This is a genomic window from Bordetella genomosp. 8, assembly GCF_002119685.1.
Taxonomy (GTDB): domain Bacteria; phylum Pseudomonadota; class Gammaproteobacteria; order Burkholderiales; family Burkholderiaceae_B; genus Bordetella_C.
Map to the genome: position 1 here is coordinate 1771892 of NZ_CP021108.1, position 12820 is coordinate 1784711.

Below are 12820 nucleotides of genomic sequence, written 5' to 3' on the forward strand. Positions count from 1 at the left end.
GAAAGGGAGCGCTAGCGGAGAGCCCGGCGCGCTTGCGCAGGGGGGCGATGGCGCACGCGGCGGCACGGCGCGTTTGGCTGCACTGGCGTCGCAGCGCTGGATCGCGGCGGGTGTCGACGACCAGACGGGCGGCAGTCGATTCCAGCCGCTTGCCGCCGGATGACGCGCACGCGCGCGTGGCTGTGGCGCTGAGCCGGAACCGGCGCGAAACGGGGCGCTGGCGGCCTCACCATAGGGCGCAGCTCGGCCGTGCGCGGGGCGGAACTGCCGGTGGGAAGAAGGCCGGGACGAAAGGGATTGAGGGTAGGACTGAGGTTGGGATTGAAGGTGGGATTGAATATGGGATTGGAGCTGGGGCTGATAGCCCCCGTTGACGGAGTACATCGGGACGGACCTCATGCCAAGTGCGGACCCGACTGGGTAGTCGGCGCGCGCTCGCGGTTCCTGTCGATGCAGTCCCGGGCCAGCCGACCCCGCGTGTAAAAAAAGGCCCTCCGAAGAGGGCCTTTTTTCGACGGCGCGTAAGAAGCTCAGCTGTTCACGCGGCTGCGGTATTCGCCGGTACGCGTGTCGATTTCGATCTTGTCGCCGATTTCGCAGAACAACGGCACGTTGATGTCGAAGCCGGTGTTGATCTTGGCGGGCTTGAGCACCTTGCCCGACGTATCGCCACGCACGGCGGGTTCGGTGTAGGTGATTTCGCGCACGACGTTGGTCGGCAGTTCCACCGAGATGGCGCGGCCGTCGTAGAACACGACTTCGACCGGCATGCCTTCTTCCAGGTAGTTGAGCGCGTCGCCCATGCTTTCGGCTTCGATCTCGTACTGGTTGTATTCCTCGTCCATGAACACGTACATCGGATCGCCGAAGTACGAGTAGGTGCATTCCTTGCGGTCCAGCACGACGACGTCGAATTTTTCATCGGCCTTGTAGACCGATTCGCTGCCGGCGGCGGTCAGCAGGTTCTTGAACTTGAGCTTGACCACGGCCGCGTTACGGCCCGACTTGTTGTATTCGGCCTTCTGGACCACGAGCGGATCCTTGCCGACCATGATCACGTTGCCGACTCGCAATTCCTGAGCGGTTTTCATCGATTAAAAACTCCGGGAGATTTCTGGTTCTGCCCGGTCCGCCATGGTGCCGCGGGTTTCGGGTTCACTCCGCGCGCTGCGAAAAAGGAACCGGTAAATCGGCGGGCCATAGGGATAGGCTGGGGCAGGGCTGGCCTGCAAAACTCACTATTCTAGCATTTTTGCGGACAAGCGAGATGCGCGCATGCGGCGCGGTAGGTCCTCACCGCGCGCGCAACTGCGCGCAAAAGCCGATCAGGCTCGTCGCCAGGTCCGGCAATCGCGACAAGTCCGCGTCCCAGGTCCGTGCCGCCGCCTGCCAGTCCGACCAAGCGGGGCCGGCGCTGGCCTCGCGCCACGCTTGCGCCATGGCCCGGGCGTCCGCGCCCGTGTTCCAGGCCCGAAAGAGCGCGCGCGCCTGCGGTGGCGGCCGGTAACGGTCCAGCCAGGCGTCCAGCTTGGCCAGATGGGCTTCGTCGGCCTGCGGGTAGATCTGCCAGACCAGCGGCCGGCCTGCCCAGCCGGCGCGCACCACGGAATCCTCGCCGCGCACGAAGTTGAGATCGGCGCACCACAGCAAACGGTCGTAATCGTCCTGCGGCAGGAAGGGAATGCGGGCGATGTGCAGTCCGGGCGTCGCCGCGCCAACGGCGATCTCCAGCCGCGGCGCGACGCCCTCCGGCACCAGCAGCAGCGTAGGCCTGGAATCCGTTCGCAGGCCGTCGAGCAGCCCCGCCAGGGGTGCGTCGGGATAGCAGAACAAGGTGATCAGCCGCGTGCCTTGGTCCGCCGCGCGGGCCGCGCCGTCCGCTTCGGCCGATCCTGTGCCGCCGCCTGTCGGCGTGGCCAGCCGCGCGAGATGTTCCCCGGACAGGCCGAGCTCGCGCAGGAACGCCAGCCGAGCCCCGGGCTCGTGCATGAAGGCATCGCGTCGCGCCGCCAGGTCCGGCTCGCGCAGCAGACCGCCGGTGCCCGGCGTGAATCCCGGAAAGAAGAAGTACTTCATCAGTCCGTCGGGCTGCGGCGACGGCAGGCGGTGGTGCGATTCCACCCAGCTTTCGGCGCTCAGGTATTCCAGGTTGATCCAGATGGGCGGATGCCGCCGCATGGCGGCGCGGAAGCTGTCCGGAGGATCGCAGGCGAAGGCTTCGATGACGACGTCGCCCGGCGGCAGCGCCGGCGGCTGTGCGGACCACGCCACGACGTCGATGCCGCGCACCGTCTGCACATCCAGCAAGGGATCGCAGTGCGGCTCCATGCGGGCGAAGGCCGCCCGGTCGTCGATCCACAGGCGTACCCGCCATCCGCCGGCCTGGCGCAGCGCCCGCGCCAGGCGCCAGCAGACGCCGATGTCGCCGTAGTTGTCGATGCGCCGGCAGAAGATGTCGGCGCGGATTTCAGGTATCGGCATGCGGGAACAGGCGTGCCGGCCGTGGATGCCGATCGGTCAGTGGAAGCGGGCCGGCGCCGATTCGGCATCTTCCGGCAGTTCGGCGTGGACCATCTCGCCCAGCGGGTTGGGGAAATAGGGCGTGCCGCAGTCCTCGCAATATTCGGCCGGCAAGACGCCGGGAATGCGGCGCACCTCGTTCACGCCGAGTTCCTTGAGCAGGGCGGCGATTTCCTCTACGGGGTCGGCGCGTTCGTCCTCGCCGCCGGCTTCGTCCTCGCGGCCATAGAGCGGCCAGACACAGCCGTAGATGACGTCATTGCTGCTGCGGGCCGTGAAGCCGACCCGGTATTCGTCGATGCGGCCTTCGCCGCATCCCGCCACCACCGCGCGCAGCTTGGCGGGTTCCAGGTTGACCGAGCCTTCCAGCCACGTCACCGCCGCGCGCAAGGCCAGCGGCCGTACCCGGCGGTCGGCTTCGCGGTTGCTGACGTAGTAGGCATCCGGCAGCAGGCATTCGAAGCTGCAGCCCGGCAGCAGTGAGGCCAGCGTGGGCTGCGCCTGCTCCACCCACCGGGCCAGGCAGGCTTCGCGCGTGGCGCCGGCATCGCCGGGACTTTCCTGCCAGCGGAAGATGGCCGCGCCGCGCGGCACCGCGACGGCGCCCACCAGGTAGCGCGTATCGGCCAGCATATTGGCCGTTTCCGATTCTTCGGCGATGGCCGGTTTCATGGTTTCGGCGCCCAGCGCCTGCGAACCCAGGCGCTGCAGCCAGTGCCAGGTTTCCGAGAAGGTGCGCGGCATCTGGTCGATGCTGACCAGATGGGGCATCAGCGCCAGGCGGGCGCCCTGGGCCAGCACGTGGCCGTGCAACTGCGCCGTCAGCGCCTGCAATGCGCTGGGCGTCACGGGCCCGGTGGGGATGGTGTAGCGCGTCCAGGCCACCATGGGGGCCACGATCAGCAGCACGTCGTAGCTGACGCCGTTCTTTTCGATCACGGTGGATTCGGTGAAGGTCTCCGCCTGTTCGATCAACACTTCGTAGGCACCCGGTTGCGTCTGGGACAGATGGTCCAGCGCGGATTCCAGCGGGGCGTCGTTGCCGGCGCGCAGCAGCTTGGGAATCGACGCGCGCAGCTGCTCTTCCCAGAAGATGTCTTCCACGCGGCTGCCCGAACTGTTCAATGCCAGCGCCAGCGTGGCAAGCCGGGAGGCATCGCGGGTCAGGCGAGAGGAGGTATGGCTGCGAGAGCGAGGCATGACGAAGGATGGGGCGAAAGGAGAACCATATAGTGTACTGCGCCAGGGGCCGTCCCCCTGCGGCATCCATCGGCCGACGGGCGTATGCGCGAGCTGCTGTCAATTTGCTGACATGTTGTCGTACCTCGGGCCGGGTGCCTGCCTGATTGACGGGTCCGTTGAACCTGGGCAGAATCAGGTTTGACTTATATGATGTCCTATAACATTCCAATAAACCAAGATCGAGGAGACAAGGTCCATGGCCCTATCCCGCCGCTCGTTCATGGCCGCTGCCGGCGCGGCCGCCCTCTATGGCGCCTCGCCCATGGCGCGGGCGCAGCAGAACTGGCCCGAGCGCAATGTGCGCCTGCTGGTGCCGTATCCCGCCGGCGGTTCGTCGGACATCATCGCGCGGGCCGTCAGCCAGCCGCTGTCCGAAAGCCTCAAGCAGACCGTCATCGTGGACAACCGGCCGGGCGCCAATGGCAACCTGGGCGCCGCCATCGTTGCCCAGTCCGGCGAAGACCGCCACACGTTGCTGCTGTGCGACGTCGGCGCGCTGATGATCAGCCCGTCGGTCTATACCAAGCTGAACTTCGACCCCAACAAGGATCTGCGCGGGGTCAGCATGCTGGCCTATTCGCCGCACATCCTGGCGGTGCATCCGTCGGTGCCGGTGAACACGCTGGCCGAACTGGTGGCCTTGTCGAAGAAGGAACGGCTGAATTTCGCCGTGACGGCCATGGGCAGCGCGCCGCACGTCGCCGGCGTGGCGGTGGAGCAGGCCACCCAGGCGCAATGGCAGTACGTGCCTTACAAGGGCGGTTCGCAAGCCATTACCGATACCATCGGCGGCCAGACGCAGATCATCATGAACGGCATGCTGGCCACGCTGCCGCATATCCAGAGCGGCAAGCTGAAGGCGATCGCGGTGTCCAGCCGCAATCGCATGCCGCAGGTGCCCAATGTGCCGACCATCGCGGAATCGGGCGTCGCGGGCTTCGAGTCCGGAACATGGCAGGGCCTGATGGCGCCGGCGTCCATGCCGCCGGAGGTCGCGGCGCGGCTCAGCAAGGACCTGGCGCGCATCATGAACATTCCCGACCTGAAGGCCAAGCTGGCGGAGCAGGGCGCGGACGTCGTGACCATGACGCCCGCCGATATGGACAAGTGGCTGCTGGCCGAGCGCCAGCGCTGGGCCGCGGTGGTGCGGAAGGCGGATATCCGGCTGGATTGACCGCCTTGCTGGCGTCGATCAGGCGGCGAGCAACTGGCGCAGCACGAAGGGCAGGATGCCACCGTGCTGGTAGTAGTCCACCTCGATCGGCGTGTCGATACGCAGCAGCACCTGCACCTTTTGCGACGAGCCATCCTTGCGATGGATCGTCAGCGTCACGTCCTGCTGCGGCTTGATGCCGTTTTCCAGGCCCGAAACGTCGAAGGTTTCCTCGCCGGTGATATTCAGCGTCTGCACGCTGTCGTCACCCTTGAACTGCAGCGGCAGCACACCCATGCCAACCAGGTTGCTGCGGTGGATGCGCTCGAAGCTGCGCGCCACGACGGCCTTGACGCCCAGCAGCTGCGTGCCCTTGGCCGCCCAGTCACGCGACGAACCGGTGCCGTATTCCTCGCCGCCGAACACCACCGTCGGCACGCCGGCGTCGATGTATTTCATCGCCGCGTCGTAGATGGGCAGCTGTTCGCCCGAAGGCTGGTACAGCGTTTCGCCGCCTTCGAAGCGGCTGCCGTCCTCGCGCGGCGGGATCATCAGGTTCTTGATCCGCACGTTGGCGAAGGTGCCGCGCATCATGATTTCATGATTGCCGCGGCGTGAGCCGTAGCTGTTGAAGTCGGCCTTCATGACGCCGTGCTCCTTCAGCCACTTGCCCGCGGGCGAAGATTCCTTGATCGAGCCGGCCGGCGAGATATGGTCGGTGGTGACCGAGTCGCCGAAGATGCCCAGCGCGCGGGCGCCTTGCACCGTAGGCATGGCCGCCGGCTCCATGCCGAAATCCTTGAAGAAGGGCGGTTCGGCGATGTACGTCGACGTCGGCCAGTTGTAGACCTCGCCCGACACGCCCTTGATGTGCTCCCACAGCTTGCCGGGATTGGTGCGGACGTCGCTGTAGTTCTCGCGGTACACCTCGGAGTCCAGGGCGAACTTCAACAGGTCCTGCACTTCCTCTGTGGACGGCCAGATGTCGCCCAGCCAGACGTCGCCGTTCTTGCCCTTGCCGACCGGCTCGGTCATCAGGTCGCGCAGCATCGTGCCGGCCAGCGCGTACGCGACGACCAGCGGCGGCGACGCCAGGAAGTTGGCCTTGATGTTCGGGTGGATGCGCGCTTCGAAGTTGCGGTTGCCCGACAGCACCGCGGCACACACCAGGTCGTTGTCGTTGATGGCTTCGTTCAGGTCGGCGGCCAGGTCGCCGGCGTTGCCGATGCAGGTGGTGCAGCCGTAGGCGGCTACGTCGAAGCCCAGCTTTTCCAGATAGGGCAGCAGGCCCGTCTTGGTGAGGTATTCGGTGACCACGCGCGAGCCGGGCGCCAGCGAGGTCTTGATCTTGGGCGAGACCTTCAGGCCGGCTTCGACGGCCTTCTTGGCCAGCAGGCCGGCCGCCAGCATGACGCTGGGATTGGACGTGTTGGTGCAGGACGTGATGGCCGCGATCAGGATGTCGCCATTCTTGACCTTGGTGCCGGCGCTGGTGGTGAATTCCTGCCGCAGCTTTTCGGCGGGCTGGTTGAAGCCATTTTCGGCGACCGGCGCGGAGAACAGCGTGGTGAAGGTGTTCTTCACGCTGCCGATCTCGATGCGGTCCTGCGGGCGCTTGGGGCCGGCCAGGGAAGGCGCCACCGTGCCCAGGTCCAGGGTCAGCAGCTTGGTGAACTGGATATCCTTGGCCTTGGGTACGCCGAACATCTTCTGGGCCTTGAAATAGGCCTCGAAGGCGGCGATTTCCTGTTCGGTGCGGCCGGTGCCCTTGAAGTAGTCGATCGTGCGCTCGTCCACCGGGAAGAAGCCCATGGTGGCGCCGTATTCCGGCGCCATGTTGCCGATGGTGGCCCGGTCGGTCACGGACAGGCTGGCGGTGCCTTCGCCGCAGAACTCGACGAACTTGCCGACGACCTTTTCACGGCGCAGCATTTCGGTGATGGTCAGCACCAGGTCGGTGGCGGTGACGCCGCCGCGCAGCTGGCCTTTCAGTTCGACGCCGACCACGTCAGGCGTCAGGAAGTAGACCGGCTGGCCCAGCATGCCGGCTTCCGCCTCGATGCCGCCCACGCCCCAGCCGACCACGCCGATTCCATTGATCATGGTGGTGTGGCTGTCGGTGCCCACCAGGGAATCGGGGTAGTAGACGTTGTTGGCCTTGTCCAGGTGCACGCCACGGGCCAGGTATTCCAGGTTGACCTGGTGCACGATGCCGAAGCCCGGCGGTACGACGCGGAAGGTGTCGAAGGCTTCCATGCCCCACTTCATGAACTGGTAGCGCTCCTGGTTGCGCTTGAATTCCAGCTTCATGTTCAGGTCCAGGGCCTGCTTGGTGCCGAAGTAATCGATCATCACGGAGTGATCGACCACCAGGTCCACCGGCACCAGCGGCTCGATGCGCTTGGGATCCGCGCCCATGGCCTGCGCCACCGAGCGCATGGCGCCGATGTCGGCCAGTAGCGGCACGCCGGTGAAGTCCTGCAGCACCACGCGCGCCACCACGAAGGGGATTTCCTCTTCGCGCCTGGCATTGGGCTGCCAGCCGGCCAATTGCTTGATGTGCTCTTCGGTCACCTTCTGGCCGTCACAATTGCGCAGGACCGATTCCAGCACGACGCGCAGCGACACGGGCAATCGTTGCACGTCCACGCCCAGCGCCTTGCCCAGCGCCGGCAGCGAGTAGTACTGACAGGTCTGGCTGCCGATCTTGAATGTCTTCAGTGTGTCGAACGCGTTGTGCGGCATGATGAACTCCAATGTAGGTGACCGCGAAAAAGCAGCCATTTTCATGCGATTTCCCGTGCTTGTCATGTGCGCCGCAAGCCGGGAGTATTCTTGGTCTTATATCTTATGTCTTATATAAGACCTTGCCAACCTGAAAAAGTTCGGGCCGCTTTGCAAGGGGCGTGCCGCGTTCTGTTCCAGACCGCCCGATAGCATAGCCAAAACCCGTGGCAAAACACATGGCAAAGCGTGAAATAAGGTCGGGCGGTCATCCGTGCAGCACGCTTCCAATGATGCGCACACCCTCGTCGATCTCGGTTTCATTCCAGGCCGCAAAGCCGAAAAACAATCCCTGGGCTTGGGCTTCAGCGAAATAATAGGATGACAGCGGACGCACCGTTACTCCAGCCTCCGCCAAGCGCAGGCACACGTCATGATCTTTTCGCTGGGGCCTCAATCGGGCAACCACTTGCATTCCGCCTTCCGGCGGTGACAGGCTGAGTTCAGTTTCGATCGCTGCCAGTGCATGACACATGTGATCACGCCGTGCACGGTAGATGCGCGTCATCTTCCGTATGTGCGCGGCGTAATGTCCCTCACCAATGAAATCGGACAAGGCATCTTGTAACGTCATGCCGACGATCTGGCCCGTGTGTCTTTGCGCCTTGGCAAATATCTCCACGAATCGTTTGGGCACGACGACATAACCTACTCGAATATCCGCATGCAGGGATTTCGAAAAGGTGCCGACGTAAAACACGCTGCCGCTTGGATCGGAGCCCTGCAGCGCCGCCACCGGTCGCCCTTCGTAGTGAAATTCGCTGTCGTAGTCGTCCTCGATGATATGGGCGCCGATACGGTCGGCAAACCGCAGCAGCGCTTGCCGACGGGTAACCGGCATCAGCAGTCCGGTTGGATGCTGGTGCGCGGGCGTGACGAATATCAAACGAGGAGTCGCGGACGACGATTCGAATGCCAGGCCGCATTGATCGAGTGGGATGCCTTGCACGGCCGCGCCGGCAGCCTCGAACGCCGCGCGTGCGCCGCCGTAGCCGGGGTTTTCGACCCACGCGACCTCACCGGGGTCCAATACCACGCGGGCGATCAGCGCAATGGCAGCCTGGGCTGTCGGCATCAGGAACACCTGCTGCGCATCCGCGTTGACGCCACGGTATTCGACCAGATGATGCAGCAGTACCTTTTGCAACTCGAGCCGGTTGCATGCCATGTTTCTTCGAGGGAGCGCGTGGCGTGCCGCCGTCCTCAGGCATCGTCCCCAGATCGCGTGGGGGAACTCCCGGGCATCGGCCAGGCCCGGCACGAAGGGTCTGGGACGACCCTGCTCGGTAAACGGCCAATCGCTACGGCCGACTTTTTGTGCCCAACTCGACATGCCGGTGACGGTGGCGCGTCGCTGGCTATCCGTTTCGAGCGAGATCAGATTCGCTGACGGCATGGCCGCCACGACCGGACGCCGTCCTTTCGAGACGTCGAGATATCCCTCCATCGCCAACTGGTCGATCACAGCGGAGATGGTATTCCTCGACACGCCCAGGTGCCGCGCGAGTTCCCGACTGGATGGCAGACGCCGGCCGCTGGCCAGCCTGCCCGCCGCAATGGCCTGTCGCAGCTGTTCGGAGAGCTGCCGTGTGAGCGCAACGCCGTTTCCCGGTTCCACCCTCAGATCGATGAAACCGGCGAGTACATCAGCCATGAACTGGACCCATAATTTTATGGAAACATACCCTGTGTAGAGGGGCCAGTCAAACCTATGATCGTGTCAACGTTTCCCACATCGTGTAGCTATGGACCAAGTCGTCACTCCTCCTCTTTCGCGCCGCTACGCCGGTCTTTTGTTTGCGTTGGTGATTTTGAGTTGGGGCTTGAACTGGACCGCAACCAAAATCATCGTTCATCAGGTCACACCACTGTGGACCACGGCGATTCGGTGCGCGATTGCCAGCGGGGCGTTGTTCGTTATTCTGGTGGCGCGTGGCCAACTGATCATCCCCAAGCGCGGCGATCTGCCTGTCGTGCTGGCGATCGCCATGCTCCATATGGTCGCCTTCTCGACTTTGGTCGCATTGGGACTGAAGTTCGTACCCGTGGGCCGGTCTATCGTCCTCGGGTACACGACGCCGCTATGGGTGATGCCGGGCGCCTGGCTGTTTCTTCGAGAAAAGCCGTCGCCCCGCCAGCTTGCCGGCATTGCCCTTGGTCTGGTCGGCCTGGCACTCCTGTTCAACCCATGGGCGCTGGACTGGAGGGATGCACATGCGCTGTTCGGCAACGGCGTGATCCTCCTCGCCGCTTTCTTCTGGGCGGCAAACATTCTCTACGTGCGCGCTCATCGATGGGTTTCCACGCCATTCCAATTGGTTTTCTGGCAAACGTCGCTGGCCAGCTGCGTCTTGTCGATGCTGGCGTTTTGCATGGATGGTGCGCCGCAGATCGCGTGGTCGCCTCAACTCGCGGGCGCTTTCCTGTTCGCGGGCTTATGCGGCACCGCGCTGGCCTACTGGGCCATGGCGATGGTCAACCGCAGCTTGCCCGCCGTGACGACCTCGCTAGGGTTGCTGGCGACACCTGTCGTAGGTATCGCGTCCTCGGTCTTAGGGTTGGGCGAGAGTATCGGTACCTCGCTGGCAATCGCGATGGTGTTGATACTTGGCGGCATTGCCCTGGGAACGCCTTTGCCACGTCGCATCGACCTTGGGCACGCCGACCTGTCGACCCGCCGCCGCGCGTAAGGCACTCGAAATAGCGCCGCTGTGGCAGGTCCCACACCCGAATCCGGCGCCGCTACGATGGCAGCTTCGCCGCGAGTACATCAATGCTCATGATTTCCGGCGGCTTGGCGAAGAGGTCGGGCGCCTGCGCCATCAGCGCCTCGGCTACTTTGCCGGAGAGGTGCGCCTGGCGTCCAGCATCGTCGGGGAAGGCATCGAAGATGCCATACACCGACGGCGCGATTTTCAGCCCGAACCACGCAATCGTCGCGGGTTCCTGCTCGACGAGCGGCAGTCCGCCCATCAGGAAGTTTTCGACTTCCTGCTCCTTGCCCGGCTTCGCTTCGAGCCGGACGAACAACGCAGTCTTGACCATGCCTGCCTCCTTGTTGATGCCGATCGCGAGTTTCGACGGGAACGCCCTACGGTCTCTTCGCGCGAGTGTTGCGCGTGCCCAACCGTCGCCGATGGTGTATCGACCGGAAAGCACCATCGCACCAGCATATAGCAAGGAGCTCGCCTCAGGCAGCCTTTCGACGCCTGAGCAAGGCCTGGAATTCGCCGACGATGCCGCGGCGGAAGGCCATGACGCAGATCACGAAGATCAGCCCGATCACGATGGTGACCGACTCGCCCAGCTGGCGGAACCAGTCGACGCCGGTCATGGCCGTCAGGGCCTGGCCGAAATCCCCCACCTTGTTTTCCAGCAGCACCACGATGAAGGCGCCCAGCACGGGCCCCAGGAAGGTGCCCATGCCGCCGATCAGGGTCATCAGGATCACCAGCCCGGACATCTGCCAGGTCGCGTCCGACAGCGTGGCCGATACGAAGACCAGGGTCTTGGCCGATCCGGCCAGTCCGGCGATGGCGGCCGACAGGACGAAGGCCAGCAGCTTGAAGCGCTCGACGTCGTAGCCCAGCGAAACCGCCCGCGGCTCGTTCTCGCGCAGCGCCTTCAGCACCTGGCCGAAGGGCGAATTGACCGCCCGCCAGATGATGGCGAAGCCGATGATGAACAGCGCCAGCACCAGGTAGTACAGCGTCAGGTCGCTGCTCAGGTCGATCAGGCCGAACAGGCGTCCGCGCGGCACCTGCTGCAGGCCGTCCTCGCCGCCGGTGAAGCGCGCCTGCAGAAAGAAGAAATACACCATCTGCGCCATCGCCAGCGTGATCATGGCGAAGTAGATGCCGCTGCGGCGGATGGCCAGGCCGCCCACCGCCAGCCCGAGCAGGGCGGCCACGGCGACGCCGAACAGGATGCCCAGCTCGGGCGTCAGGCCCCAGGCCTTGAGCGCATAGCCGGTCGCATAGGCCGCGCTGCCCAGGAAGGCCGCGTGCCCGAAGGACAGCAGCCCGGTGAAGCCCAGCAGCAGGTTGAAGGCGCAGGCGAACAGCGCGTAGCACATCACCTTCATGGCGAAGATGGGATACACGCCCATGAAGGGCAGCAGCGCCGCGGCGACGGCCAGGACCACGTAGCCGGCAATGTGTCGATTCATTTTTCCTTCCCGAACAGGCCCGCGGGGCGCAGCAGCAGCACGATCGCCATGATGACGAACACCACGGTATTGGACGCCTCGGGCCAGAACACCTTGGTCAGCCCTTCGATCACGCCCAGGCCCAGGCCGGTGACGATGGCGCCCATGATGGACCCCATGCCGCCGATCACCACGACGGCGAATACGACGATGATCAGGTTGGACCCCATCAGCGGCGACACCTGCAGCACCGGCGCCGCCAGCACGCCGGCAAAGGCCGCCAGCGCCACGCCGAAGCCGTAGGTCAGCATGATCATGCGCGGCACGTTTACGCCGAAGGCTTCGACCAGCTTGGGGTTTTCCGTGGCGGCACGCAGCAGGGCGCCCAGGGGCGTGCGCTCGATGACGAACCAGGTGCCGAAGCAAACGACCAGCGATGCCACCACCACCCAGCCCCGGTAGTTGGGCAGGATCATGAAGCCCAGGTTGGTGGCGCCGCGCAGCACGTCGGGCGTGGGAAAGGGCTGGCCGGAGACCCCGTAGAAGCTGCGGAACAGGCCTTCGATCAACAGCGTGAGCCCGAAGGTCAGCAGCAGGCCGTAGAGGTGGTCCAGCCGGTAAAGGTGGCGCAGCAGCAGCCGTTCGATGACGATGCCGAAGGCGCCGACCACCAGCGGCGCGAGCACCAGCATGAGCCAGTAGTTCAGGCCCAGGTACTGCAAGCCCATCCAGGCCACGAACGCGCCCATCATGTACAGGGCGCCGTGGGCGAAATTGATGACGTTGAGCAGGCCGAATATGACCGCCAGGCCCAGCGACAGCATGGCGTAGAAGGAACCGTTCACCAGGCCCAGCAGCAATTGCCCGAACAGGGCCTGCATGGGGATGCCGAAGAAAGTCATGTTTGTCTGGAAGTCCTGCGCCGGTTAAGCAAGGGCGATCGAAGACAGGCAGGCGGGCGGCGCCGCCGGCCG

10 protein-coding genes are annotated in these 12820 nt (G+C 64.6%); 2 read left to right on the forward strand and 8 right to left on the reverse strand.

All coding sequences use genetic code 11. The features are described 5' to 3' along the window. Positions 1 to 530 precede the first annotated feature (530 nt). The 3 genes from efp to CAL12_RS08155 form a co-directional block, all read right to left on the reverse strand. On the reverse strand, positions 531 to 1091 hold the full coding sequence (gene efp / locus CAL12_RS08145; RefSeq protein WP_086064033.1) for an elongation factor P: 561 nt from the start codon (positions 1089 to 1091) through the stop codon (positions 531 to 533). 202 nt (positions 1092 to 1293) lie between these two features. Then, on the reverse strand, positions 1294 to 2466 hold the full coding sequence (earP, locus tag CAL12_RS08150; RefSeq protein WP_086067744.1) for an elongation factor P maturation arginine rhamnosyltransferase EarP: 1173 nt from the start codon (positions 2464 to 2466) through the stop codon (positions 1294 to 1296). A gap of 51 nt (positions 2467 to 2517) precedes the next feature. Further along, on the reverse strand, positions 2518 to 3720 hold the full coding sequence (locus CAL12_RS08155) for a DUF2863 family protein (RefSeq protein ID WP_086064034.1): 1203 nt from the start codon (positions 3718 to 3720) through the stop codon (positions 2518 to 2520). Positions 3721 to 3958: 238 nt separating this feature from the next. On the opposite strand from CAL12_RS08155, the gene CAL12_RS08160 reads away from it, so the two are divergent. After that, positions 3959 to 4936: a Bug family tripartite tricarboxylate transporter substrate binding protein gene (locus tag CAL12_RS08160; protein ID WP_086064035.1), complete on the forward strand. Its 978-nt coding sequence runs from the start codon at positions 3959 to 3961 to the stop codon at positions 4934 to 4936. Between the two features lie 18 nt (positions 4937 to 4954). On the opposite strand, the gene acnA is transcribed toward CAL12_RS08160, so the two are convergent. Both acnA and pdxR read right to left on the reverse strand, forming a co-directional pair. After that, positions 4955 to 7660: an aconitate hydratase AcnA gene (acnA, locus tag CAL12_RS08165; RefSeq protein ID WP_086064036.1), complete on the reverse strand. Its 2706-nt coding sequence runs from the start codon at positions 7658 to 7660 to the stop codon at positions 4955 to 4957. A 247-nt stretch (positions 7661 to 7907) separates the two neighbouring features. Next, positions 7908 to 9353: a MocR-like pyridoxine biosynthesis transcription factor PdxR gene (pdxR, locus tag CAL12_RS08170; protein WP_086064037.1), complete on the reverse strand. Its 1446-nt coding sequence runs from the start codon at positions 9351 to 9353 to the stop codon at positions 7908 to 7910. 91 nt (positions 9354 to 9444) lie between these two features. Here pdxR and CAL12_RS08175 point away from each other — a divergent pair, with 91 nt between their 5' ends. Then, positions 9445 to 10389: a DMT family transporter gene (locus tag CAL12_RS08175; RefSeq protein WP_086064038.1), complete on the forward strand. Its 945-nt coding sequence runs from the start codon at positions 9445 to 9447 to the stop codon at positions 10387 to 10389. A gap of 52 nt (positions 10390 to 10441) precedes the next feature. On the opposite strand, the gene CAL12_RS08180 is transcribed toward CAL12_RS08175, so the two are convergent. The 3 genes from CAL12_RS08180 to CAL12_RS08190 all read right to left on the reverse strand — a co-directional run bounded on the left by CAL12_RS08180 (position 10442) and on the right by CAL12_RS08190 (position 12748). Then, entirely contained in the window at positions 10442 to 10744 is a 303-nt protein-coding gene (locus CAL12_RS08180; protein WP_086064039.1) for a putative quinol monooxygenase, read from the reverse strand. 145 nt (positions 10745 to 10889) lie between these two features. Then, entirely contained in the window at positions 10890 to 11867 is a 978-nt protein-coding gene (locus CAL12_RS08185; protein WP_086064040.1) for a branched-chain amino acid ABC transporter permease, read from the reverse strand. After that, entirely contained in the window at positions 11864 to 12748 is an 885-nt protein-coding gene (locus CAL12_RS08190) for a branched-chain amino acid ABC transporter permease (RefSeq protein ID WP_086064041.1), read from the reverse strand. The genes CAL12_RS08185 and CAL12_RS08190 overlap by 4 nt, the downstream gene beginning before the upstream one ends. Between the last annotated feature and the right edge of the window lie 72 nt (positions 12749 to 12820).